This window comes from Hydrocarboniphaga sp. (assembly GCF_965279055.1).
GTDB lineage: Bacteria > Pseudomonadota > Gammaproteobacteria > Nevskiales > Nevskiaceae > Hydrocarboniphaga.
In genome coordinates this window covers 1017956-1042276 of record NZ_OZ257125.1, presented here as the reverse complement: position 1 = coordinate 1042276, position 24321 = coordinate 1017956, and the positions used below count along the sequence as shown (strand labels likewise).

Below are 24321 nucleotides of genomic sequence, written 5' to 3'. Positions count from 1 at the left end.
ATTCAAGGCGCGAAGTATACCGGCTAATCCGCTCCCTCCCCTCTGACAGCCCCTCCCCCGCAGGCGGAGGAACGAGCCGGCCGCCACCAACCACCCCGTTCGTCCCGAGTAGCGCCGAAGGCGCGTATCGAGGGGCCCGACCGCGATCCGATCCCTCGATACGCCGCTGTGCGGCTACTCGGGACGAACGGGGTTTTGTAAAGGCGTCGGCGATGCAGCTTAGATACCGCGGTCGCGTATCCACTCCGCAACCACATCGGCATCGAAGAACGTCGAGCACACCGGCTCGCCATCGACCGCGTCCAGCAGCACCGGGATCTTCAGCCCCCAGCGGCGCTGCCAGTCCTCGCGGCTGTCGACGTCGGCCTCGCTGATCTGCGTCGCCAGCGCCGGGAACGTGGTCAGCAGGTCCGTCACCAGCTGCTCACACAGGTGGCAGCCGGGACGGCTCAGCAGCAGCAGGGCCACGTTTAGCGCGGCACCGCGGCGGCGGGTACGTCCAGCGGCAGGAACGACGGCGCGCCGCCGCGATTGATCAGCACCGGCACGGTCACGCCCGGCGTCAGCAGGCTGACGATTTCGCCCAGGCGCTGCGGCGTGCCGACTTCCTGGCCGGCGATCGACTGCAGGATGTCGCCGCGACGGATGCCGGCCTGCTGTGCCGCGCCGGCGGTGACGTTCTCGACCAGCACGCCGGCACCGACCAGATGCGCGTGGCGACGGATGTCGTCCGGGATTTCGCTGACGGTCAGGCCCAGCGGCAGCACGCCCGGCGCCGGCGCGGGCTTGCCCACCGGCGGCGCCGCGGCTTCGCTGCCATCGGCGACTTCGCGGTCCTGGTTGTCGAGCTGGCCGACTTCGACCTTGATCGTGACTTTCTTGCCGTCGCGCTGCATGACCAGCGGCACCACCGCGCCGGGATCGGCATTGCCGACCATCGGCGGCAGCGCCGTCGACACCTGCAGTTCCTCGCCGTTGAAGCTCAGGATCACGTCGCCGGCCTTGATGCCGGCGCTCTCGGCCGGGCTGCCGGGCATCACCCGCGCGACCAGCGCGCCGACCGGGCGCTCCATGCCGAAGGTCTGCGCCAGGTTGCGATCGACCTCCTGCACCACCACGCCGAGCCAGCCGCGGGTGACGCGGCCGTGCTCCTTGAGCTGCTTGGCGACCTTGGCGGCGACGTCGATCGGGATCGAGAAGCTGACGCCCTGGTAGCCGCCGCTCTGCGAGTAGATCTGCGAATTGACCCCGACCACCTCGCCTTCGAGGTTGAACAGCGGGCCGCCGGAATTACCCGGGTTGATCGCGACGTCGGTCTGCACGAACGGCACGTACTGCTCGGAAATCAGGTTACGGCCCTTGGCCGAGACGATGCCGGCCGTGACCGAGTAGTCGAAGCCGAACGGCGAGCCGATCGCCAGCACCCACTGGCCGGGGCGCAGCTTGGCGAAGTCGCCGATCTTGACCGCCGGCAGGCCCTTGGCCTCGATCTTCAGCAGTGCCAGATCGGCGCGCTCGTCGGAGCCCACCACCTGCGCGGTGAACTGGCGCCGGTCGAGCAGGCGCACGATCACTTCCTTGGCGTCCTGCACCACGTGGTAATTGGTCAGGATATAGCCGTCTTCCCACAGGATGAAGCCCGAGCCCAGCGGCTGCGGCGCACCCGGCGCGGCCTCGCCCTCGTCGACGCCGTCGCCCGGCGGCAGATCGTCCGGATCGGCGTCGGTGGAGTTGTCGGGGGTCTCGGAGCCGCCGTTCTGCTCGAGAAAGCGGCGGAACCATTCGGGCGCGTTCTGCGTGTCCGGCGGCGTCTCGCCGGTACCGGGCACCGCGCTGCCACCGGCGCGGCCGGCGGAAATCGTGCTGATGTTGACGACCGAGGGGCTGGCGCGTTCGACCAGATCGGCGAAATCCGGATAACCGCCGGTGGAAGAAGGCCTGGAGCAGGCGGATACCGCGACGAGCAGCAGCATCGATGCGACCGTCGCGGCCGAGGGCCAGCGCGACAGGCGTGCAACTTCAATCATGGGAATCAAGTTACCGAATCCGGCTTGGGGCAGACGCAAAATGTCGCCTCATTCTAGGGGAGTCGGCCACGAAAGAAACCCGGAGCGGCAAAAAACGCCAATCCGGGTCCGGTTCAGAGGTTTGGGACGCTTGCCCGCTCCCGTCGGGAGCGGGCGAAAAGCTTACTGGCGCGGCGAGTTGTCGGCCGTGGTCGAATCGAAGCGCGCGTTGCGCAGGCTGGCGCTGCTGTCGGCGTAGGCGGCATTGCGGCTGGCGATGTAATCGCGCAGCAGCGCGGCGTATTCCTCGTCTGCGAACGTGGTGCCGGCGTTGTTGGTGTTGTTGTACTGAGCACCGCCCAGCGACACCGCCTGAAGGCGGCCGGAGGACCGCACGCCCGGCAGGGTGATGGTGTTGGCCAGCGGGTTGCTGACGCGCACGCTCGCGCCTTCGCCGGTACCGGAGCCGCCGTCGAACGGCTGGCCGTGCTGCTGCGGCGCCAGGAACAGCACCGCGGCGGCACCCATCGAGGCGGCGGCGGCGAAGCCGACCAGGGGCTTCCAAGGCAGCGCCACCAGCTTGCGGCGGAACGCGGCGATGTCGACGACGCGGCCACTCTTGCTGGGTTCTTCCAGCGCGGCCATCACGCCGGCGCAGATGCAGGCCTGGCCGGGCTCGTAGCGGACGCCTTCGGCGATGTCGCGGCGCAGATGCCAGCGGCTCCAGCGCTGCGCGAGATCGGTGTCGTCATCCAAGCCAGCCAGCAGCCGATCCAGCTCGGCATCGCTGCATTCGCCATCAACCAGGGCAGACAGAGATTCTTGGGACATGCGTTCGGGACCTGTGGGACGGTACAACGGTTCGCAATTAAGCGTGGATACAGGCTAAACCACTTTTTGAGAACTTAGTTCCGGGTTGTTACAAATTGTACTGCCCGATGGTGCAAAAACTTTACACGTGGCGGGGACCGTTCAACCCAGCATCGGTTGCACGACGGCGTCGATCGCCTCGCGCGCGCGGAAGATGCGCGAGCGCACCGTGCCGATCGGGCAGTTCATGACCTCGGCGATCTCCTCGTAGGACAGGCCGTCGAGCTCGCGCAGCGTGATCGCCTGGCGCAGGTCCGGCGGCAGCTTGGCGATGGTCTCGCCGACCTTGCGCTTGAGCTCGTCGGACAACAGCAGCGACTCGGGGGTGTCCGCGTCCGACAGCTGCTCGGTATGGCCGTATTGCTCGGCGTCGCCGACGTCGATGTCCTGGTTGGAAGGCCGCCGGCCGCGGGCGACGATGTAGTTCTTCGCGGTATTGATGCCGATGCGGTACAGCCAGGTGTAGAAGGCGCTCTGGCCGCGGAAGCCGTTGAGCGCGCGGTAGGCCTTGATGAAGGTTTCCTGGGCGACGTCCGGCGCATCGGCGTCGCCCACCAGCCGGCTGACCAGCTGAATGATCTTGTATTGGTACTTGCGGACCAGCAACTCAAAGGCGCGCTTGTCACCTTGCTGGGCGCGCTCGACCAACTGTTCGTCTACTAGTTCTTCGCTCATGCGCGGCCGCGCGGCCTTCGCCTTTTCTATAACGCTATAAAATGAATACTGATGATGCTTAAGACCGCGCGCCCCGAGCGGCCAGCACACTAGTCTAACGAATCCAGACCATGAGTGAACCCGCGGCCCCCTCGAAAGTCCTGATCATCGGCAGCGGCGCCGCCGGCCTGACCTGCGCGCTGAAGCTGGCCCGGCACGGCATTGCCAGCACCGTGGTGTCCAAGGCCCAGCTGGAATCGGGCGCGACGCTGTGGGCCCAGGGCGGCATCTCCGCGGTGTTCGACGAGGACGACTCGCTGGAGGCCCATGTGCGCGACACCCTGGTCGCCGGCGCCGGCCTGTGCGACGACGCGGCGGTGCGCTTCACCATCGAGCGCGGCCCCGGCGTGGTGCGCTGGCTGCAGGAGAGCGGCGTCGACTTCACTCGCGAGTCCGGCGCCGCCGACAGCAAGCTGCACCTGACCCGCGAAGGCGGCCACAGCCACCGCCGCGTGGTCCACGCCGCGGACGCCACCGGCCACGCGGTCGAAACCACGCTCGCCGGCCTGGCGGCGGCCAATCCGCTGATCACGGTGCGCGAGCGAACCATTTCGCTGGACCTGATCCTCGACGACGAGCGCAAGCGTGTCGTCGGCGCCTATCTGTACGACCGCAAGAGCAAGCGGGTCGAGGCGGTGCCGGCGCAGTGCGTGGTGCTGGCCAGCGGCGGCGCCAACCAGGTGTACCTGTATTCGAGCAACCCGTTCGGCGCGTCCGGCGACGGCATCGCGATGGCCTGGCGCGCAGGCTGCCGCGTCGCCAACATGGAATTCATGCAGTTCCACCCGACGATTCTGTACAACCCGGGCCTGACTGCAGCGGGCGGCAACGGTGGCAGCAGCGCGCCGGTACAAGGCGCACGCTCGTTTCTGATCAGCGAGGCGCTGCGCGGCGAAGGCGCGGTGCTGCGCCTGCCGACCACCGGCGAGCGCTTCATGCCGCGCTTCGATCCGCGCGAGGAGCTGGCGCCGCGCGACATCGTCGCGCGCGCGATCGACCACGAGATGAAGCGTCTCGGCCTGTCGCATGTGCATCTGGACATCACGCACAAGGACGCCCGCTTCATCGAGGAACATTTCCCGAGCATTCACGCGCACTGCGCGGCGCTGGGCCTGGACATCACCAGGCAGCCGATACCGGTGGTGCCGGCCGCGCACTTCACCTGCGGCGGCGTGCTCACCGATCTGGCCGGGCGCACCGATGTCGAAGGTCTTTATGCGGCCGGCGAAACCGCCTGCACCGGCCTGCATGGCGCCAATCGCCTGGCCTCGAACTCGATCCTCGAATGCCTGGTGTTCGGCGAAGCCGTCGCCGACAACATCGCCGATTCGCTGGTGGTGATGCCGCCGATGCGGCCGCTGAAACCCTGGGACGAATCGCGCGTGTCGCACTCGGACGAGGACGTCGTGGTGTCGCACAACTGGCTGGAGCTGCGTACCTTCATGTGGGACTACGTCGGCATCGTTCGCACCACCAAACGCCTGGTGCGCGCGCTCAATCGAATTACCTTGCTGCAGCAGGAAATTCAGGACTTCTACGGCAACTACCGCGTCGATCATCACCTGATCGAGCTGCGCAACCTGGCCGCCTGCGCCGATCTGATCGTGCGCTCGGCGCTGGCGCGGCACGAGTCGCGCGGCCTGCATTACACGCTCGACTATCCTCAGACCCTGCCGACGGCGGTACCGACGATCCTGCCGGGCCGCGTGCTCGGCATCGGAGCCAGGTAAGCCATGAACACGGCGTCGCGAACGATCCTGATCACCGGCGCGACGGGCTTCATCGCCGGCGCACTGATACCGCAGCTGCTGGCACGCGGCGACCAAGTGGTGGCGCTGGCGCGCAACCTCGACAAGGCGCGCAAAAAGCTCGGCGCCGGTGTCGAGATCGTCGGCAGTCTCGACGCGATTGCGCCGGATCGCGAGATCGACGCGGTGATCAATCTCGCCGGCGAACCGCTGGCGGCCGGGCCCTGGAACGCCGCGCGCAAGCAGCGCCTGATCGACAGCCGCGTGCAAACGACGGCCGCGCTGATCGCGCTGATGTCGCGGCTGCAGAAAAAACCCTCGGTGATGATCAGCGGCTCCGCCGTCGGCTACTACGGTGATCGCGGCGACGCCACCCTGGACGAGCACGACGCCGCGACGGCTGAGTTCATGTCCGAGCTCTGCGTGTTGTGGGAAAACGCGGCGCAGCCGGCAGCCGATCTCGGCGTTCGCCTGTGCCTGCTGCGTACCGGCCTGGTGTTCGGCCACAACGGCGGCCTGTTGCCGCCGCTGCTGCTGACCAGCCGTTTCGGCCTGGGCGCGGTGCTCGGCGATGGCCGGCAGTGGCAGCCCTGGATCCATCTGGATGACGAAGTCGGCGTGATCCTGCACCTGCTCGACCACCCGACGATGCGCGGGCCCTTCAACGCGGTCGCGCCGGAGCCGGTGACGCAGCGCGCGCTGATGCGCGCGATCGCCGCTCAGATGCACAGGCCGCTATGGCTGCGCGTGCCGGCGGGCCTGCTGAAACTGGCGGGGGAAATGTCGGCGCTGTTCCTGATCAGCCAGCGCGTGTTGCCGGTGGGTTTGCTGGAAGCCGGCTATACGTTCCGGCACCCGGAGTTGAGCGGCGCGCTGAAAGCGATCATCGCCAAGTAACGTCGCTCAAGACGGCGCCTACTTCTCGGGCCACTGCTGCGGCACCTTGCGGATTTTCGCCACGTCGTAGCCCATATCCGCAATCATCTTCTCGTAGCGCACATAAGCCGCATCGCTGATCTGAGGCGTGCGCGCCATCAGCCATACATAGTCGCGCTTGTTGCGCGCGACGATCGTCGCCGAGTAGTCCGGCTCGACGAAGGCGATCCGGTATTCGCCCTTGAACGGCCACAGGAACTGCATGCCCCAGACCGCGTCGCCGGTACCGTCGACGACGTAGCCCGTCGGGTGATAGACCTTCACGGGCGCATCGAAACTTCCCTTTCGCATGCGGAAATCGGTCTTGATCGAACGATCCGGCTGCAGCGTATAGGTCTCGATCGCGTTGAATGCCTCGCGCTCCGGGTACAGCGGAATCGCAGCGATCACATACCAGCTGCCCATGAAACGCGGCAGCTCGATGCTCGGCATGATCGGCGTCGGCTGTTTGGGCGCACTCATGCCGGCGCAAGCCGACAGCGACAGCACGGCGAACAACACGAGGAGGCTACGCATGCGGGCAAAGTCCTGAAGAAGGTCATTGCCTGAGACTACGAAGCGCCGGCTTAACCGGATGCGTCTGGCGGTGATGTGCGGCTCGGGTTGCTGTCGACGCCGAGTAGCAGCGCGCGCAGCCGACGCAGCGCATCGGCCGGCAGTTCATCACCGAGCAGCACGCGGCTGTTGCGACGGCCGGCGGCGCCGCCGTCGAGGTAGCGGAAGTTCAGCACCAGCAGGCGCTGCTGTACGTAGCTGTCGGATTGCAGGGCCGCGGCGGCTTCGGCGCCGTTGCTCTGCCAAATGCGCCAGCCCGTATCCGGCTGCCACAGCACACGCACGATCGCGCGTGGACCGTAGCCGAAAGCGCGATGGCGTCGCAGATAAAACCAGGAGCAGCCGAAAGCCAGCGCAAGCCCGATCATCGGCAGGCCCTGCTGCATCGCGAAGGCGATGACGATCAGCGGAACGAAATGGATCGCGTAGAGCCAGCGCAGCGCCCGTAGCGAGGGCACCAGCCGCAGATCAAGCGTGGATTCGAAGCCGCTGGACAACATCGACGTACTCGGCCGGCACCGCCTGATAGTCCATCACCCAGGCCCAGATATCGGGATCTTCGGCGGTCTCGATCAGCTTGACGAAGGCCGCGCGCTCGGTATCGCTGGCGGTGGCGAAGTGGCGCTCGTAATAGCGCGTCACGACGACATCCAGCTCCTTCATGCCGCGGCGGAGCAGCCAGCGCAGGCGCGGGTTATCGGTGGGGGTCGTCATGGGAAAGGGCTCGTTGTCCCCTCTCCCTCCGGGAGAGGGTTAGGGTGAGGGACCATCAGGTAAAGAGCCTCGGCCATAACCTGAAGCACCCTCACCCCGGCCCTCTCCCGGAGGGAGAGGGAGACAAACTTTCAGCCCTGACGCTCGACCAGCAGCTTCTTGGTCTTGGCGATCGCTTCTGCCGGATTCAGACCCTTGGGGCAGGTCTTGGTGCAGTTCATGATCGTGTGGCAGCGGTACAGCTTGAACGGATCTTCCAGCGCGTCGAGACGCTCGCCGGTGGCCTCGTCGCGCGAGTCGGCGATCCAGCGATAAGCCTGCAGCAGCACGGCGGGCCCCAGGTAGCGATCGCCGTTCCACCAGTAGCTCGGGCAGCTCGTCGAGCAGCAGGCACAGAGGATGCACTCGTACAGGCCGTCGAGCTTGGCGCGGTCTTCTTCGGACTGCAGACGCTCGCGCGTCGGCGCGGGGCTGTCGGTCTTCAGCCAGGGCTCGACCGAGGCCAGCTGCGCGTAGAAGTGCGTCAGATCCGGCACCAAATCTTTCACCACCGGCATGTGCGGCAGCGGGTAAATCTTGACGTCGCCCTTCACCTCGTCGCAGCCCTTGGTGCAGGCCAGCGTGTTGGTGCCGTCGATGTTCATCGCGCAACTGCCGCAGATGCCTTCGCGGCAGGAGCGGCGGAAGGTCAGCGTCGGATCGATCTCGTTCTTGATCTTGATCAGCGCGTCCAGAACCATCGGGCCGCAGGCATCCATGTCCAGATCGTAGGTATCGACGCGAGGATTGGCGCCGGTGTCCGGATCGTAGCGATAGATCTTGAAGCTGCGGACGTTCTTGGCCCCAGCCGGCGCGGCGAATTTCTTGCCGGCCTTTTTGTCGATCGTCGAGTTCTTGGGTAGCGTCAACTGAACCATTTTCGGCTTCCTTCTTGATACATCGGGTGCGTCAATCCGCCAGGGAATTGCGCAACTGTTCAAAAGATTCGGGGGACATCTCGATATCGACCACGCGCCATTTCGCATCCGCCTGCTGCTCGACCGTCAGCGTCACCTGCTTGCCGTCGGGCAAGCCCAGGGTGGCGAGGTAACGGCTCGCGGACTCGGAATGGCGATCCTGCAGCTCGCCTTTGAGATCGCAGGGCGGCGGCGGCGACGGCGGGGCTTTGAGCGAACCATCGCAGACCCAGCCGATCAGGCCGCGCGGCGTCGCGATCTTGTCGATCACGCGGTCGGCGAAACGATCGGCGATCGCCGCACGCAGGCCACCGAGCGGACGCCCTTCGTTGGCCTGGCGCAGCCGTGCTTCGACGCGCATCGAGGCATTGGCCTTGACCCGCGGGAAATCGACCAAGGCGGCGACGCCGGTCTCGTCGCGTGCCTGCAGCGCATCGCGCAGCTGTTTCAGCGCGCGCAGCGGCGCGATGCCGTCGCAGGCGACGAGCACCAGACTCGCCACCAGCAAGGACAACAGCGCTTTGTGCGACGCGGCTTTCATCGAGGGCGGCTCTTAGTACACGCGCTTCTGTGGCGCGACGACCTGCATCTCGTCGTCGAGCGTGTGCATGTGCACCGGGCGGCCGTCGAGCTTCACCGAGGTCTCGCCGGTGCGCCAGGCCAGGCTGTGCTTGAACCAGTTGACGTCGTCACGATCCGGATGATCTTCGTGCGCATGCGCGCCGCGCGATTCCTTGCGTGAGGCGGCCGACTCCAGCGTGACCAGCGCCTGGCCGAGCAGGTTGTCGAGTTCCAGCGTCTCCACCAGGTCGCTGTTCCAGATCAGCGAGCGGTCGGAAACCTGCACGTCGCGGAACGACTCGATGGTCTTGCGCAGCTTGACCAGGCCTTCGTCCATCGACTCCTGCGTGCGGAACACGGCGGCATGCTTCTGCATGGTCTTCTGCATTTCGAGACGCAGGTCGGCGGTCTTGCGCGTGCCCTTGGCATTGCGCAGCTTGTCCAGGCGATCCAGGCACATGTCTTCGGATTCACCGGAAATCGTGCGGTGCGGCGCGCCTTTCTTGACGACCACGGCAGCGCGATGCGCGGCAGCGCGGCCGAACACCACCAGATCGAGCAGCGAGTTGCTGCCGAGGCGGTTGGCGCCGTGCACCGACACGCAGGCGGCTTCGCCGACCGCCATCAGGCCCGGAATCACGCTGTCCGGATTGCCGTCCTTGAGTGTCACCACTTCACCGTAGAAGTTGGTCGGGATGCCGCCCATGTTGTAATGCACCGTCGGGATCACCGGAATCGGTTCCTTGGTGACGTCGACGCCGGCGAAGATCTTCGCGGTCTCGGAGATGCCGGGCAGCCGCGCGTGCAGCACTTCCGGACCCAGGTGCTCCAGATGCAGATGGATGTGATCGCCTTCGGCACCGACGCCGCGGCCGTCGCGGATTTCCATCGTCATCGAACGCGACACCACGTCGCGCGACGCCAGATCCTTGCGATTCGGCGCGTAGCGCTCCATGAAGCGCTCGCCCTTGGAGTTGGTCAGATAACCACCCTCACCGCGCGCGCCTTCGGTGATCAGACAGCCCGAGCCGTAGATGCCGGTCGGGTGGAACTGCACGAACTCCATGTCCTGCAGCGGCACGCCGGCGCGCAGCGCCATCGCATTGCCGTCGCCGGTGCAGGTGTGCGCGCTGGTCGCCGAGAAATAGGCGCGGCCGTAGCCGCCGGTGGCCAGGATCACGGTCTGCGCGCGGAAGCGGTGCAGCTGGCCGGTGGCCATGTCCCAGGCCATCACGCCCTTGCACTCGCCCTTGTCCATGATCAGGTCGAGCGCGAAGTATTCGATGTAGAACTGCGCCTGCGCCTTGAGGCTCTGCTGATACAGCGTGTGCAGCATCGCGTGGCCGGTGCGGTCGGCGGCGGCGCAGGTGCGCTGCGCGGTGCCTTCGCCCCAATGCGTGGTCATGCCGCCGAACGGACGCTGGTAGATCTTGCCTTCCGGCGTGCGCGAGAACGGCAGGCCGTAATGCTCAAGCTCGATGATCGCCGGGATCGCTTCGCGACACATGTACTGGATCGCGTCCTGGTCGCCGAGCCAGTCGGAGCCCTTGACGGTGTCGTACATGTGCCAGCGCCAGTCGTCCTGGCCCATGTTGCCGAGCGCGGCGGAAATGCCGCCCTGCGCCGCCACCGTGTGCGAGCGCGTCGGAAACACCTTGGTGATGTTGGCGGTCTTCAGGCCCACTTCGGCCAGGCCGAGCGTGGCGCGCAGGCCGGCGCCGCCGGCACCCACCACCACCACGTCGTATTCGTGATGGACGATTTCGTAACCGGGACGGGTCTTGGGAAAAACGATGTCGGGCTGAGCCATTTAGTCTGTCTCTGATATTGCTTGATGTTCCGGGGCGGATGCTTAGGTCAGCGCGACCTTGAGCACCGCGAACACGCAGATCGCGCCGAGGATGGCGAGGCCGAACTTGACCGCGACCAGCATCGACAGCTTCCAGCCTTCGTGGCTGACGTAGTCTTCGATCACGGTCTGCACGCCGAGCACCGCGTGCCAGAACGCGATGATCAGGAACAGCACCAGGGTCACCGCGAACGGCGGGTAATGCACCCACAGGTAGGTCGACTCGTAGTCGCCGCCGGCCAGGCGCGCGACCGAGAACACGAACCACAGCGTCAGCGGGATCAGCGCCAGCGCGGTCAGGCGCTGCACCCAGAAGTGATGCACGCCGGACTTGGCACTGCCGAGACCGCGGGCGCGGGAAAGCGGGGAACGTAAGCTCATTGTTCTAGGCTCCGATCAGGCGGCGTAAGCCAGGATCCAGACGGCGATGGTCAGCACCGCCGACACGATCACCACGGTGTAGCCGCTCAGGTATGCAGTCTTCAGATCCAGGCCGAAACCCACGTCCCAGCCCAGATGCCGAATGCCGTTGCACAGGTGGAACAGCGTGCACCAGCTCCAGGCAAACAGCAGCGCCTGGCCGTACCAGGCGAGCATGTGGTAGGCGTAACCCGAGTACCAGTAAGGGCCGGCGGCCAGCGAGATCAGCCAGCCCGCGATGAACAGCGAGCCGAGCGTGATCACCAGGCCGGTCAGGCGATGGGTGATCGACAGCATCGAGGTCAGCTGGGGCTTGTAGAAAGGCCCGATCATGAAAGGTGACAGCGGTCTTTTATCGACCGACTTGTTCGTGCTCATTCCGACTCCCTTTGAGGTCTGGGACGTGAAAGTTGCCACGCGCTGCTGCGCGCAGGTGCTGCCACTTCCAAAACGGTGTGCTTGAGTAAATTCGTTTAAAGACTAGAAATCGATGCAGCGGCCATTCTTTTCCCAGTCGCCGTACCGCGTCGGCTCGGTCCCGTCTTTGCGACCGCCAATCTCGCGTACCGGGGTTATGCCGTCGTGCAGGCTGGCCACCGACGCCGGCAGCTCCCAGCCCGCGACCGGCTGCGGCTTCGCGGCGGCCGCTTCGGCCGGCTTGGCCCTGGCCATCGCAGGCTTGGTTTTCGGGTCGAAACGCACGATCGTCTCCGCCACCGCGCTCGCCGGCTGATACCGCTGAACCGATGGGTCGGATGGGATGGACAAAGTCTGGACGGTCAAACTGACGTGTCTGGATGGCGAAACCAACATAGTGTGACAAAGTTATCCGACGCGTGGCAATGCAATGCGACCCTTGTTGCCATCGCCTTTCCCGATCAAACCGGCCAGGAAAACCAATAACCCCATGTCTTCACCGTACAGCCTTGTCGATCTCGCGCCGGACTGGAGCCTGCTGCGCGCCGCCGGCAGCGATACCGACAGCTTCCTCCAGGGCCAGCTCGGCAACGATTTGCGCAAACTCAGCGCCGAGTGCGCGCAGATCAGCAGCTACAGCAGCCCCAAGGGCCGCATGCTCGCGGCGATGACGCTGAGCCGCGCCGCCGACGGCGCGGTCGACATCGAGCTGCCGGCCGTCCTGGCCGAGCCGATCGCCAAACGCCTGCGCCTGTTCGTGCTGCGCTCCAAGGTCAAGGTCGAGACCTCGCCGGACGCGCTGCTGGGCCTGCGCGGTGCCGGCGCCGCCGCCGCGCTGACCGCGGCCGGCCTGCCGGTGCCCGAGCAGGCGATGCAGATGGCGGAAGCAGACGGCGTGCGCGTGCTGCGCCGCTTCGGCGCCCTGCCCCGCTACAGCTTGCTGGCGGCGCGGGACAGGCTCGATGCGCTGGCCGCTGCCTGGACCGACGCCGACCGCCTCGGCGCTGATGCCTGGCGCCTGGACGACGTGCTCGCCGGCGTCACCACGGTGCTGCCGCAGACCCAGGATCACTTCGTCGCGCAAATGGCCAACCTCGACAGGCTCGGCGGCATCAGCTTCGACAAGGGCTGCTACACCGGCCAGGAGATCGTCGCGCGGCTGCACTACCTCGGCCAGCTGAAGCGGCGCATGTTCCTGTGCCGCGGCGCCGGCGCGCCGCCTGAACCGGGCAGCGCGGTGCACGACGGCGGCGAGGCGCAGGCGGTCGGCGAGATCGCGCTGTCGGCGGCCGAGGGCGATGGCTTTGCGGCGGCGGTGGTGTTGCAGATCGGCCAGGCGCAGTCGGCGTCGCTGCGCGTCGGCGATGTCGCCTTGAGCGTGCCGCAGGCTTACGAGTACTGAGGTCGGTTGCATCCCTTGATACGCCGCGAAAAGCGCGGCTACTCGGGACCAACGGCGGTTTATGAGCACCAGCCCCGAACGAAAACCCGTTCGTCCCGAGTAGCGCCGCAGGCGCGTATCGAGGGACCCGATCGAGGGCGACGCCTACTGCCCCGGCTTCAGTATCCAGGCCTGCATGAAACCACTGCCCTTGAGCTGCTCGGCCATGCCCTGCGCCTCCTCGCGGCTGGCGAGGCCCTGGATCTGCACGCGGTACCAGTTGCGGCCCTTGACGTCGGCCGGCGTCACCACGCCGGGGAAGCCGGCTTTCTTGAGCCGGGCGAGCTCCTTGTCGGCACTGGCCTGGTCCGGGAATGAGGCCAGGTTCAAGGTCCAGCCGCCGCCAGCGACCGCGGCGGCGGCAACCACGCGCGGCGGGCTGGCCGGCGCTGGCACCGGTGCCTTGGCGACCGATTTCACCGCAGGCTTTTCTGCCGGCTTTTCTGCCGGCTTCGGCGGCACCGGCCTGACCGCTGGCGGCGTCACCACCGGAGCGGTGATGCCCGGCAACGGTGGCGCGGCCGCTGCTGTGGCCGTCACTGGCGGCGACGCACTCGACGCGACCGCCGGCATCGCCCACATGCTGCGATCCAGCGCGCGATTCGCACGCACCGCGATCCAGTCCTCGGGCCGCTGGTCACGCGGCTGCGGCGGCACGCCAGGGACCATGCGATAGCAGGTGTCGGGCTCCAGCGCCTGGGCCTCGTCGCGGCTGCCGCCCTGCAGCGCGAGGCCGCCTTCGGCGACGCAGATCGCATTGATCTCGCTGCCGACTTCGAAGAAATATTCGCCGCTGAGCAATGCCGCGCGGTCGCTGTCCATGTAGACGAACAGCGGCCATTTGATGTCCAGCGGCGGCTGCTTCCAGATCACGCGCAGAAAGCCGCGACGCAGCCGCAGGATCGTGCGCAAATCGTCGGCGTAGCTGGCGAAAGGCAGGCGCTCGACGGTCAGCTCGCTGCCGGCGCCGAGTTCCAGAATGCCGTGGCGGCCCAGCCGCAAGGACAGCTTGCTGCCGGCGCCGACCCGGATCTGGTCGTCGGCAACGATCGCGGTCTCGGCGTTCAGCGGCGGATGCGTGTCGCCGCGCGTCAGCTCGGCGCTGCCCTGGAGCTGGTCGAGCCGCAGCATCTGCGCGCTCGCGCGCGGCGGCAACGCGCCCAGCGCGAGCAACGGCAGCAGCAGCGACGCGGCGACGGAAGGTTTCATGCGCTTAAAACTTGGCCCGGAACCGCGACAGTGTAGAGCCTGACCCGCACGAGCGAATCAGGCTTTTGCCGACGCCAGCAGTTCGTCGAAAGGCCGGCCCTCGCCGATCACCTTGCCCTGAACCCAGTCGACGCCGATGGTCGACAGCAGTTGCAGCGCATCGGCGGTCTCCACGTGCTCGGCGATCGTGCACAGGCCCATGTCGTGGCCGATGCGGTTGATCGCCTCGACCATGCCGCGATCGACGGTGCTGCCCTGCATGTTGCGCACGAAGCTGCCGTCGATCTTGACGAACTGTACCGGCAGATTTTTCAGGTACGAAAACGACGCCATGCCCGAGCCGAAATCGTCGAGCGCGAAGCGGCAGCCGAGTTCGGCCAGATGGGTGATGAAGCGCACCGCCTCGCTCAAATGCGAAATCGCCGAGGTCTCGGTGATCTCGAAGCAGATGCGCTCCGGCGCGACGCCGGTGCGCTCCAGCACGCGGATCACGTAGCCCAGAAACTGGTCGTCGGACAGCGACATGCCGGAGACGTTGACCGCGTAGATGATGCCGTCGGCCGGCAATTGCGCGATGCCGGCGAACGCGGTGCTGAGCACCCAGCGATCCAGCGCCGCCATCAGGTAATAGCGCTCGGCCGCGGCGATGAAGCCGCCGGGCTGCACCAGGCGCCCGTCGTCGTCGCGCATGCGCACCAGCAGCTCGCGGTAGAACACCTGATGCGTCGCGTTGGTCGCGACCACGTCCTCGTAGAACAGCAGGAAAAGGCCCTCGTCGAGCGCCTTGCCGATACGCCCGACCATCGTCATCTCGGCGTGGCGCGCGCGGATCTCGTCGTGGCCGTCGGAGACCCAGCGCGCGCGATCGCGGCCGCCGTCCTTGGCCGCATAGCAGGCCGCGTCGGCGTCGGCCAGGGTACTGACGATGTCGCCGCTGCCGGCGTCGACTTCGACGACGCCGATGCTGACGGTGATCGCATAGCTCTTGGCTTCCCAGGGAAAGCGGAAGCCGCGCACCGCTGCGAGCAGCGCCTCGACCAGCGCGCGGCCGGAATCGCCGTGCAGCTCCGGCAACAGCACGCCGAACTCGTCGCCGCCGAGCCGCGCCAGCGCGTCTTCCGGCCGTAGCCGCGAACGCAGCAGCGTCGCCAGCTGGCGTAGCAGTTCGTCGCCGGCGTAGTGGCCGAGCGTGTCGTTGATCACCTTGAACTGGTCGACGTCGATGTAGCACAGCATCTGCCGCCGGCCGCCGGCCTGCGCCTCGGCCAGCGCGGCGGAAACGCGGCGCTCGAATTCACCGCGGTTGAACAGCCCGGTCAGCGCGTCGTGCGAGCTGCGGTATTCGAGTTCGTCGGCGAGCAGTGCCTGCTCGGTGGTGTCTTCGAGCAGCAGCAGCACGCCGCTGATTTCGCCCTCGGTCAACAGCGGCGAATAGCTCAGGCGCACGCGCAGACGCCGGCCGTCGCGGCTCAGCAGCTGATGCTCGTCGCCGCGACGGATCAGATGCGGATCGCGCAGGCAGCGCGCCACCGGCCCGGCTTCCACCGCACCGCCAGAGCCGACCAGGCGCAGCACGCTTTCGTGTTCCAGGCCGATCGCCTGGCTGCGCGGCCAGCCGGTCAGGCGCTCGGCGCCGCGGTTGAACTCGACGATGCGACCGGCGCTGTCGGTGACGATCAGGCTCTCGCTCATCAGCCGCATGCTGGCGGCGAGCAGGCTGCCGGCCTGGCCGCTGGAATCAGCCACCGGCGCACTCGCCAGACGCCATTCGGCGAGCACGAAAGGGGCATCGCCACCGTGCCAGCGGCTCAGCGCCAGCCGCGCCGGCAGCGGCGCCGCCGGCGTCAGCAGCGAGACGTCGATCTCGTGGCGCTGGCCGTCGGTCAGGGTCTGCAATGTCAGCTGCAGCGTGGCGGCTTCGGCTTCCGGCAGCAGCCGGCTCAGGCTCTGTCCGAGCAGTTCGTCGGGCAGCCGGCCGCTGAGCCGCAGCAGGGTCGGATTGATTTCCAGCAGCCGGCCCTGGGCGTCGAGCACCGCGCCCGGCGTGGTCGAACTGAGCAGTGCGGCGCGATACGCATCGGAAGGCGGATCGCTGGGCCGCGGCTGCGGTTCCACTCGCTGATAAAGCCCGGGCACGGACGCGCTGCGTTTGAACAGATCGCCGTGCGCGCCCATGACGTCGCCGCGACCCACCAGCAGAAAACCGCCGGGACGCAGCGCCGCGCGGAAATGCTCGAGCGCGGCACGCTGTACCGGCAGCTGCAACGAGGCCACCAGGTTGCGGCAGTCGACCAGGTCGAAGCCGCTCAGCGGCAGCGGCACGGTCAGCTCGTGCAGCAGAAATTCGCAGCGCGCCGCCAGCAAGGGAATCACGCGGTACTGGCCGTCGACGAATTCCAGATAGCGCGCGCGCAACGGCGCCGGCACCTGCAGCGCGTCGGTGGCGCCGTAGCGGCCGCCGCGCGCGTCGGCGAGCAGCTCCGCGTCGATGTCGGTGCCGAGAATGTCGAAGCTTTCCGGTGACTCGGACGCGGCCTGCGCCTCGGCCAGCAGCATCGCGATCGAATACGCATCTTCGCCGCCGGCGCAGCACGGCACCCAGACGCGCGGCGTCGGCGAAGCGTCGAGCAGGTACGGCAGCGCGCGCGCCAGGCCGGCATAGGCCTCGGGATCGCGGAACAGCACGGTGCTGGCCTCCAGCATCTCGCGCGCCAGCGCTTCGGCCTCGCGACGGTCCCGGCTCAGGCAGCCGAGGTATTGGTCCAGCTCGACGATTTCCAGCTGGCGCATGCGCGATTGCAGATGGCGCAGCACGCTGGCGCGGCGGTAGTCGTCGAGACGCAGGCCGGACACCGCACGCAGCGACTCGGACACGCTGGCATAGGCCGCGGCGCTCAAGTGCTCGTCAGCGGCGACGGTGTCGTGATCGATCAAGGAACGGGCCGGAGTGAGAATCGGGGCTCAACGGTCGGCATGCTAGCAGCCGGCACCCGGTAAGCCCCGCACACCGGTACAAAGCAGCTACAGCGGCCGGCTCGCGACCGCGGTGCCGCGTCGGCCTCAGGCCGGCTTGCCCAGATCGGTCAGCGCCTGGCCGAGACGACGCAGGCCTTCGGCCATATCGGCCTCGCTGATATTCAGCGGCGGCGCCAGACGCAGCACGTCGGGGCCGGCGGCCAGTATCCAAAGGCCGTGGCGCATCGCCGCATTGATCACGTCCTTGGAGCGGCCTTTCCAGGCGTCGACCAGCGGCGCGCCGATCAGCAGGCCCATGCCGCGCGAGCCGCTGAACACGCCATGCGCGGTCGCCAGTACCGCGAGACCGTCGCGCAGCTGCGTCGAGCGCGCCGCGACGTTTTCCAGAATGGCCGGGCTCGAGGTCTCGGTCAGCGCCGCAAGACCGACGGCGCAGGCCAGCGGGTTACCGCCGTAAGTCGAGCCATGCGTACCGAAAGCCAGGCTCGCCGCGGCTTCCTTGGTGGCCAGCATCGCGCCGACCGGAAAGCCGCCGCCGAGGCCCTTGGCGGTGGTCAGCACGTCGGGGGTGACGCCCAGCTGCTGGTACGCGAACAGGCTGCCGCTGCGGCCGTTGCCGCACTGCACTTCGTCGAAAATCAGCAGCGCCTTGTGGCGGTCGCAAAGCTGGCGTGCCAGCGCCAGGAACTCGCGCGTCGCCGGCATAATGCCGCCTTCGCCCTGCACCGGCTCCAGCACCACCGCGCAGGTCTGCTCGCCGACCGCGGCTTCCAGCGCCGCCAGATCGTTGAACGGCAGATGGGTGATGCCGCCCGGCAGCGGCTCGAAGCCCTGCGTGTACTTGGCCTGGCCGCCGACGCTGACAGTGAAAAGCGTACGGCCGTGAAAGGCGTTGTAGAACGAGATGATCTGCTGCTTGTGCGGGCCGTAGTTCGTTGACGCATGCTTGCGCGCCAGCTTGAACGCGGCTTCGTTGGCCTCGGCGCCGGAGTTGCAGAAGAACACGCGGTCGGCGAACGTCAGCTCGACCAGCTTGCTGGCCAGCTTCAGCGCCGGCTCGTTGGTCATCACGTTGGACAGATGCCACAGCTTGCCGGCCTGCTCGGCCAGCGCCGCGATCAGCTTCGGGTGGCAATGGCCGAGACCGGTGACGGCGATGCCGCTGGCGAAATCCAGGTATTCACGCTCCTGCTGATCCCAGATTCGCGAGCCCAGACCGCGCACCGGAATGATGTCGGACGGCGCGTAATTGGGAACCATGACCTCGTCGAAGGTCTTGCGGGTGACCTGCATGTGAATACCTCTCGAACCTCTACCTCGAAGGCGCAGAAGGATGCGCCGAACCAGCGTCACAAAATGCGAATGGCCCGGGTGCCGGGCCATTGATCGCGGTGACGCCCGCTTATAGTAACAAGCGCTGTCACGCGGGCCAATCCGGCCGCTCGCCGCCACGCCTAGATTGCCGGCGGTCCGCCCACCCACACGGAACTTCACACCATGGTTTTCGAAGAACTGATCCAGCTGCAGCAACCCGACGGCGACGGCTGGACCGCGACCATCACCGACGACTGGCTGCAGGGCCGCAGCGCATTCGGCGGCCTGCAGGTCACGTTCGCGGTCAAGGCGATGCGCGCGCTGGTGGCCGCTCAGCCGCTGCGCGTACTGCAGGTGACCTTCCTGGCGCCGGTGCCCGCCGGCACGATCCGCGTGCAGGCCAGGCTGCTGCGTGCCGGCAAGAACGCGACGCATGTCGAGGCACGGCTTTACGACGGCGAACAGACGCTGTGCCTGGTCGTCGGCATCTTCGGCGCGACACGCGAATCGGTGGTCAACATCCGCCCCGAGCAGCCGGCCTTCGTCGCGACGCGCAAGCCGATGCTGATGCCGAACATCCCCGGCATGACCCCGGCCTTCCTGCAGCACTTCGACATGCGCTGGCTCAATGGCAACCTGCCGTTCACCGGCGGCACCAGCGCGGCGGCGGTCATCGAAGTCGGCTTCAAGCAGCAGGGCATGATGAGCGAACTGCATCTGCCGACCATCGCCGACTCGATCCCGCCGCTGGCGATCACCCTGCTGAACAAACCCGCACCCGCCAGCTCGATGACCTGGATGCTGGAATTCCTCGCCGACCGCTACGACCACCTGCCGCTGCAGGGCTGGCGCTTCGACGCCGACGTCCTCAGCGCCGCCAACGGCTACACCAGCCAGACCGCGATGATCTGGGCACCGGATGGTTCGCCGGCGATGTTGAGCCGGCAGAATATGGTGGTGTTTGCGTAGCGCAGCCCGGTTTGTCTGGCTCCAATCGAATACAACGCCGCCAGGGACGATCCCAAGCTCCGTTCGTCCCGAGTAGCCGCGGCTTTCTCGCGGCGTATCGAGGGACCCGATCGATGGCCTTTTGGATGTACATGCTCCAGTGCAGCGATGGCAGCTTCTACACCGGCCACACTGACAACCTCGACCTGAGGATCGCACAACACCAGCACGGCGAGGGCGCCGAGCACACGCGGATGCGTCGGCCGGTTCAACTGGCCTACTCGCAGGCATTCGCTACTCGCGACGAGGCAATGACAGCCGAACTGCAGATCAAGCGTTGGAGCCGGGCAAAGAAGAAAGCACTGGCCGCTGGTGACTGGGCAGCGCTCAGCGCTGCGGCCAGAAAGTGCTTCGTCAGTCAAAAGTAATCTGGTCCCTCGATACGCCGCGACAGGCCGCGGCTACTCGGGACGAACGGGGATGGGTTCGGATTCCGTGCCGACACGACCACCATCACCACAACGGCCCACCCGACAGCCGCTCCACCTCCACCGCGGTAACCGCACGCGCCTGGTTTCCCCACGACATGCGCACATAGCTCAGCACATCGGCCACGTCCTGCTTGCTCATTGCCGCCGAGAACGGCGGCATGCCGAAAGGCCGCGGATTGCCGGCGGTCCCGGGCGTGTAGCCACCGAACAGCACGATGCGGATCGGGTTCACCGCAGAGTCCATGGTCACCGCGCGATTGCCGGCCAGCGCCGGGGCAGCGGGTGCACGGCCTTCGCCGTCGTCGCCGTGGCATTGCGCGCAGTTTTTTGCGTACAGCGACGCGCCATTGGCCCTGGCCCTGAGCAGATCGTTGGGCAACACGCGCGGCTGGGCTTCCGGCTCGGGCTTCGCCGTGACCGGCAGAGATTGCAGATACGTCGCCATCGCCGCGATGTCCTCGTCGCTACCGTGCTGCAGGCTCTCGTAGATCACTTCGGCCATCGGCCCCAGCGCCGAGCCGCGCGCTGATTTGCCGACCGACAGCAGCGCGACGATGTCGGCCTGCGGCCAGTCCTGCACGCCGGCTTCGACGGCGGCGCTGAGCACCGGCGCGTACCAGTCCAGCACCAGGCCGCCGGCCGGGTTGTCGCGCGTCTGCACGCCGCCGAGTGCGTTGCGCGCTTCGTGGCAGGCGCTGCAATGCGCCAGGCCCTGAACCAGGTAAGCGCCGCGATTCCAGGCGGCGCTCCGATCCGCTTGCGGCTTGAACACCGCGGGCTCGAAGAACAGCGCGCGCCAGCCGATCAGCGACACGCGCCAGGAAACCGGCCACTTCAGATCGTGCTCGCGCGAGGCCTGCTTCACCGGCGCAATCGTGCGCAGATAAGCGTAGATCGCATCGCTGTCGTCGCGCGTCATGCGCGTGTAGTTGGTGTACGGGAACACCGGATACAGCAGCTTGCCGCCCTTGGCGCGGCCCTCGTGCAGCGCGCCCCAGAAATCGTCGGCGCTCCAGCGGCCGATGCCGGTGTCGTCGTCGGGCGTGATGTTCGGCGAATAGAAACGGCCGAATGGTGTGGTGATCATGCGGCCGCCGGAATAGGCGGCGCTGCCCTGCACCGTGTGGCAGGCCATGCAGTCACCGAGCTGGGTCAGATAACGGCCGCGTTCCAACGGTGTCTGCGTGGTGTCGATCGGCAGCGGACTGCTGCCGGCGACATCGTGATCGTGGCGCAGCCCGCGCCACAGCAACAGCGTGACGGCGACCGCAGCGAGCGCGAGCAGACCGAACGACAGCTTGCGGATGATGATCATGGCGCGTGCTCCGCGGTCGGCATCAGGCCGCCGCATTGCAGCGGGGGCGGCGTCGTGAAGGTGTTGGCCGGATGCGTGTCGGCCGGCATCGGCTGCGCGGCGAGCCAGGCGGCGACCGCGGCGACATCGTCGGCGCTCAGGCGTTCGGCGATCTGCGCCATGCAATCCGGCGCCTGCGCTCGGCGGATATGCTCGCGCCAGGATCCGAGCTGCGCGGCGATGTAGTCGTAAGGCAGGCCGAGCAGGCCGGGCACCGCGGGTGCCACGCCGGTGAGGCGCTCGCCGTGGCAGGACTGGCAGGCCGGCAGGCCGCGTTCGGCATCGCCGCTGCGCGCCAGCTTCATGCCGCGCTCCAGCACCAGCGCTGCGGCGCGCGGCGCTTCCGGCGGCGGATACGGCAGATCGATCTGCGCAAAGTGTTGCGCGATTTCCATCAGGTAGGCGTCGCTCTGGCGCTGCACCAGATACGTCATCTGAGCGTTCGCGCGCCGGTTGTCGCGAAAGTTCTGCAGCTGGTTGTACAGATAGCCTGCGGGCTTGCCGGCGATGCGCGGGTAATAGCCCTCGCGCGTCGCACGGCCTTCGGCGCCGTGGCAGGCCGAGCACGGCAGCACGCGCTGCTCGATGCTGTCGAGTTCGTGCGTGGCCCCGGTTTGCGCCGTGGCAGTCAACGAGGTCGCCAGCAGCAGGCCGAACCAGGCCGCGCGCTTCATGAGGCGCTGACCGCGAAGTGCAGGATCAGCCGCACGATCGCGATCAGCGACAGTGCGAACAGGCCCGTCATCACCACCGCGACGACGAAGAACGCAACCGGATTGCCGCTGGAGAAATCGCGCTTTCGTGCCTTGGAACTCTGCACGCCGAAGAACGAGGCGAGCACGCTGCCGACGGTCTGCCAGAAGCTCAGGCGCGCGGGCTTGGTCTGATGGTCCGGGGATGTCATGGTGTGATGCGACCTCGCTGCGCGCTAAGTTGAGAACGAAATGTCAGGCAGGGTTTTGACATTGGATGCGATCCGCCAGGGCGCCGCTGCTGCCTCGTGCTAACCTGCGGCGCATCTGCATTGCAGGATGAGTTCGATGACGCGCGACGGCCATATCCTCGCCACCATCGGCAACACGCCGCTGGTGGAACTCAAGCAGCTCGACACCGGCCCGTGCCGGCTTTTCGTCAAGCTGGAAAATCAGAACCCGACCGGCTCGATCAAGGATCGCATCGGCCTGTCGATGATCGAGGCCGCGGAGAAAAGCGGCGCGATCCAGCCCGGCGGCACGCTGATCGAAGCCACCGCCGGCAACACCGGCCTGGGCCTGGCGCTGGTCGCCGCGCAGAAAGGCTATCAACTGGTGCTGGTGATCCCGGACAAGATGTCGCAGGAAAAAATCCTGCATTTGCGCGCGCTCGGCGCGGACACGCGGATCACGCGCAGCGATGTCGGCAAGGGCCACCCCGAGTATTACCAGGACATCGCCGAGCGGCTTTCGCACGAGATCCCGAACAGCTTCTACGTCAACCAGTTCGCCAACCCGGCCAATCCGCTTGCGCACGAGGCGACCACCGGCCCGGAAATCTGGGCACAGACCGAACACATGTGCGACGCGGTGGTGGTCGGCGTCGGCAGCGGCGGCACACTCACCGGCCTGTCGCGCTACTTCGCGCGCGTCGCGCCGCATGTCGAGATGGTACTGGCCGACCCCAAGGGCTCGATCCTGGCACCGCTGATCAACACCGGCGAAACCATCACGCCCGGCAGCTGGCTGGTCGAAGGCATAGGCGAGGATTTCATTCCGCCGAACTGCGAACTCGACTATGTGAAAAAAGCCTACGAGATCACCGACGCCGAAAGCTTTCACGCGGCACGCGAACTGCTGGGCCGCGAAGGCATTCTCGGCGGCTCGTCCACCGGAACGCTGCTCGCCGCCGCGCTGCGCTACTGCCGCGAACAGACCGCGCCCAAGCGCGTCGTCACTTTCGTTTGCGACAGCGGCAACAAGTACCTGACCAAGATGTACAACGACTTCTGGATGTTCGAGCAGGGCCTGCTCGATAGGCCCAAGCAAGGCAACCTGCTCGACCTGATCGTGCGCCGCTACGCCGAAGGCAGCGTCGCGACCCTGGTGCCGGAAGACACGCTGCTGCAGGCCTACCGCCGTATGAAGTTGTTCGACGTCTCGCAGCTGCCGGTGATGCAGGGCGACAAACTGGCCGGCATCCTCGACGAATCCGACCTGCTGTTCCATGTGCAGGCCGACCCGGCGCGCTTTCAGGACCCGGTGCGCTCCGCGATGGTCACCAAGGTGGATACCATCGCCGCCGACACGCCGGTCTCCGAGCTGGTGCCGATTTTCCAGCGCGACCATGTCGCGATCGTCGAGGACCACGGCAAGTTCGTCGGCCTGATCACCAAGATCGATCTGCTGAATTATTTGCGCAAGCAGTTGTGACACATGCGCATCGGCAAGACCCAACATCATGCGATAGAACTGCGACGGCATTCGACCGACGCCGAGCAGCGCCTCTGGCAGCGTCTCAAACTGCGTCAGTTGCTGGGCTACAAGTTCAGACGGCAGGCGCCGATCGGACCTTATGTCGCCGACTTTGCATGCCTGGAGAAAAGGCTGATCGTCGAACTCGACGGAGGGCAGCATGCCGACAGTGCGCGTGACACCAGGCGACCGGCTTACCTTGAGGCACAGGGCTTTAGAGTGCACCGTTTTTGGAACGATCAAATCTTCAAAGAAACTAACGCGGTGCTCGAAGTGATCGCCGCGTCTCTGCGTCCCCATCCCGACCTTCCCCCGCAGGCGGGGGAAGGAGACCAACAAGGCGTCGCTGCCCCGTCCCCTCCCCCGCCTGCGGGGGAGGGTTAGGGTGGGGGCGA

Annotated in this window: 26 protein-coding genes; 7 read left to right on the top strand and 19 right to left on the bottom strand. The window is 66.8% G+C overall.

Annotated features, from left to right (window positions below):
- Nucleotides 1-219: 219 nt before the first annotated feature.
- The 4 genes from ACQZF9_RS04830 to rpoE form a co-directional block, all read right to left on the bottom strand.
- Nucleotides 220-468: a glutaredoxin family protein gene (locus ACQZF9_RS04830; protein ID WP_428312129.1), complete on the bottom strand. Its 249-nt coding sequence runs from the start codon at nt 466-468 to the stop codon at nt 220-222.
- A 2-nt stretch (nt 469-470) separates the two neighbouring features.
- Nucleotides 471-2027 carry a Do family serine endopeptidase gene (locus ACQZF9_RS04825; protein WP_428312128.1) on the bottom strand — a complete coding sequence of 519 codons (1557 nt, stop codon included), beginning with the start codon at nt 2025-2027 and terminating at the stop codon, nt 471-473.
- A gap of 162 nt (nt 2028-2189) precedes the next feature.
- Nucleotides 2190-2837, bottom strand: coding sequence for a sigma-E factor negative regulatory protein (locus tag ACQZF9_RS04820; protein WP_428312127.1), 648 nt, complete (start codon nt 2835-2837; stop codon nt 2190-2192).
- 141 nt (nt 2838-2978) lie between these two features.
- Nucleotides 2979-3551, bottom strand: coding sequence for an RNA polymerase sigma factor RpoE (gene rpoE, locus ACQZF9_RS04815; RefSeq protein ID WP_428312126.1), 573 nt, complete (start codon nt 3549-3551; stop codon nt 2979-2981).
- Between the two features lie 110 nt (nt 3552-3661).
- Between rpoE and nadB the strand changes: the two genes are divergently transcribed.
- Nucleotides 3662-5320, top strand: a complete 1659-nt coding sequence (gene nadB / locus ACQZF9_RS04810; RefSeq protein ID WP_428312125.1) for an L-aspartate oxidase — start codon at nt 3662-3664, stop codon at nt 5318-5320.
- Between the two features lie 3 nt (nt 5321-5323).
- Nucleotides 5324-6235 carry a TIGR01777 family oxidoreductase gene (locus tag ACQZF9_RS04805; RefSeq protein WP_428312124.1) on the top strand — a complete coding sequence of 304 codons (912 nt, stop codon included), beginning with the start codon at nt 5324-5326 and terminating at the stop codon, nt 6233-6235.
- 18 nt (nt 6236-6253) lie between these two features.
- Here ACQZF9_RS04805 and ACQZF9_RS04800 read toward each other — a convergent pair whose 3' ends face one another.
- The 9 genes from ACQZF9_RS04800 to ACQZF9_RS04760 all read right to left on the bottom strand — a co-directional run bounded on the left by ACQZF9_RS04800 (nt 6254) and on the right by ACQZF9_RS04760 (nt 12046).
- Entirely contained in the window at nt 6254-6790 is a 537-nt protein-coding gene (locus ACQZF9_RS04800; RefSeq protein WP_428312123.1) for a lipocalin family protein, read from the bottom strand.
- A gap of 50 nt (nt 6791-6840) precedes the next feature.
- Nucleotides 6841-7329: a protein YgfX gene (locus ACQZF9_RS04795; RefSeq protein ID WP_428312122.1), complete on the bottom strand. Its 489-nt coding sequence runs from the start codon at nt 7327-7329 to the stop codon at nt 6841-6843.
- On the bottom strand, nt 7298-7543 hold the full coding sequence (locus ACQZF9_RS04790) for a succinate dehydrogenase assembly factor 2 (protein WP_428312121.1): 246 nt from the start codon (nt 7541-7543) through the stop codon (nt 7298-7300). The genes ACQZF9_RS04795 and ACQZF9_RS04790 overlap by 32 nt, the downstream gene beginning before the upstream one ends.
- Before the next feature lie 131 nt (nt 7544-7674).
- Nucleotides 7675-8460, bottom strand: coding sequence for a succinate dehydrogenase iron-sulfur subunit (locus ACQZF9_RS04785; RefSeq protein WP_428312120.1), 786 nt, complete (start codon nt 8458-8460; stop codon nt 7675-7677).
- A 31-nt stretch (nt 8461-8491) separates the two neighbouring features.
- Nucleotides 8492-9040, bottom strand: a complete 549-nt coding sequence (locus ACQZF9_RS04780; RefSeq protein WP_428312119.1) for a DUF2939 domain-containing protein — start codon at nt 9038-9040, stop codon at nt 8492-8494.
- Nucleotides 9041-9052: 12 nt separating this feature from the next.
- Nucleotides 9053-10870, bottom strand: coding sequence for a succinate dehydrogenase flavoprotein subunit (gene sdhA / locus ACQZF9_RS04775; protein WP_428312118.1), 1818 nt, complete (start codon nt 10868-10870; stop codon nt 9053-9055).
- A gap of 42 nt (nt 10871-10912) precedes the next feature.
- Nucleotides 10913-11290 (bottom strand): succinate dehydrogenase, hydrophobic membrane anchor protein, encoded by a 378-nt coding sequence (sdhD, locus tag ACQZF9_RS04770; protein ID WP_428312117.1) that lies wholly within the window; start codon nt 11288-11290, stop codon nt 10913-10915.
- Between the two features lie 15 nt (nt 11291-11305).
- A complete protein-coding gene (gene sdhC, locus ACQZF9_RS04765) occupies nt 11306-11707 on the bottom strand; it encodes a succinate dehydrogenase, cytochrome b556 subunit (protein ID WP_428312116.1) in 402 nt (133 codons plus the stop codon).
- A gap of 102 nt (nt 11708-11809) precedes the next feature.
- Complete coding sequence (locus ACQZF9_RS04760; protein WP_428312115.1) at nt 11810-12046, bottom strand: DUF1674 domain-containing protein; 237 nt, start codon at nt 12044-12046, stop codon at nt 11810-11812.
- A 190-nt stretch (nt 12047-12236) separates the two neighbouring features.
- On the opposite strand from ACQZF9_RS04760, the gene ACQZF9_RS04755 reads away from it, so the two are divergent.
- Entirely contained in the window at nt 12237-13148 is a 912-nt protein-coding gene (locus ACQZF9_RS04755; protein ID WP_428312114.1) for a YgfZ/GcvT domain-containing protein, read from the top strand.
- A gap of 144 nt (nt 13149-13292) precedes the next feature.
- Here ACQZF9_RS04755 and ACQZF9_RS04750 read toward each other — a convergent pair whose 3' ends face one another.
- The 3 genes from ACQZF9_RS04750 to ACQZF9_RS04740 all read right to left on the bottom strand — a co-directional run bounded on the left by ACQZF9_RS04750 (nt 13293) and on the right by ACQZF9_RS04740 (nt 18665).
- The gene (locus tag ACQZF9_RS04750; protein ID WP_428312113.1) at nt 13293-14396 is read right to left on the bottom strand and encodes an SPOR domain-containing protein; all 1104 of its coding nucleotides are present in this window, start codon (nt 14394-14396) and stop codon (nt 13293-13295) included.
- Between the two features lie 57 nt (nt 14397-14453).
- Entirely contained in the window at nt 14454-17330 is a 2877-nt protein-coding gene (locus ACQZF9_RS04745; protein ID WP_428312112.1) for an EAL domain-containing protein, read from the bottom strand.
- Between the two features lie 126 nt (nt 17331-17456).
- A complete protein-coding gene (locus ACQZF9_RS04740) occupies nt 17457-18665 on the bottom strand; it encodes an acetylornithine/succinyldiaminopimelate transaminase (protein ID WP_428312111.1) in 1209 nt (402 codons plus the stop codon).
- Between the two features lie 204 nt (nt 18666-18869).
- Between ACQZF9_RS04740 and ACQZF9_RS04735 the strand changes: the two genes are divergently transcribed.
- Nucleotides 18870-19655 carry an acyl-CoA thioesterase gene (locus ACQZF9_RS04735; protein ID WP_428312110.1) on the top strand — a complete coding sequence of 262 codons (786 nt, stop codon included), beginning with the start codon at nt 18870-18872 and terminating at the stop codon, nt 19653-19655.
- A gap of 113 nt (nt 19656-19768) precedes the next feature.
- The gene (locus ACQZF9_RS04730; protein WP_428312109.1) at nt 19769-20062 is read left to right on the top strand and encodes a GIY-YIG nuclease family protein; all 294 of its coding nucleotides are present in this window, start codon (nt 19769-19771) and stop codon (nt 20060-20062) included.
- An 85-nt stretch (nt 20063-20147) separates the two neighbouring features.
- Here the strand turns inward: ACQZF9_RS04730 and ACQZF9_RS04725 are convergent, their stop codons facing one another.
- The 3 genes from ACQZF9_RS04725 to ACQZF9_RS04715 are packed head-to-tail and all read right to left on the bottom strand — an operon-like array spanning nt 20148 to nt 22383.
- Nucleotides 20148-21440 carry a c-type cytochrome gene (locus ACQZF9_RS04725; protein WP_428312108.1) on the bottom strand — a complete coding sequence of 431 codons (1293 nt, stop codon included), beginning with the start codon at nt 21438-21440 and terminating at the stop codon, nt 20148-20150.
- A complete protein-coding gene (locus ACQZF9_RS04720; RefSeq protein WP_428312107.1) occupies nt 21437-22153 on the bottom strand; it encodes a c-type cytochrome in 717 nt (238 codons plus the stop codon). Before ACQZF9_RS04720 ends, ACQZF9_RS04725 begins: the two co-directional genes overlap by 4 nt.
- Nucleotides 22150-22383 carry a DUF2970 domain-containing protein gene (locus tag ACQZF9_RS04715; RefSeq protein WP_428312106.1) on the bottom strand — a complete coding sequence of 78 codons (234 nt, stop codon included), beginning with the start codon at nt 22381-22383 and terminating at the stop codon, nt 22150-22152. Before ACQZF9_RS04715 ends, ACQZF9_RS04720 begins: the two co-directional genes overlap by 4 nt.
- Nucleotides 22384-22519: 136 nt before the next feature.
- Between ACQZF9_RS04715 and ACQZF9_RS04710 the strand changes: the two genes are divergently transcribed.
- Nucleotides 22520-23884, top strand: a complete 1365-nt coding sequence (locus ACQZF9_RS04710; RefSeq protein ID WP_428313366.1) for a pyridoxal-phosphate dependent enzyme — start codon at nt 22520-22522, stop codon at nt 23882-23884.
- A 3-nt stretch (nt 23885-23887) separates the two neighbouring features.
- On the top strand, nt 23888-24310 hold the full coding sequence (locus ACQZF9_RS04705) for an endonuclease domain-containing protein (protein WP_428312105.1): 423 nt from the start codon (nt 23888-23890) through the stop codon (nt 24308-24310).
- Nucleotides 24311-24321 lie beyond the last annotated feature (11 nt).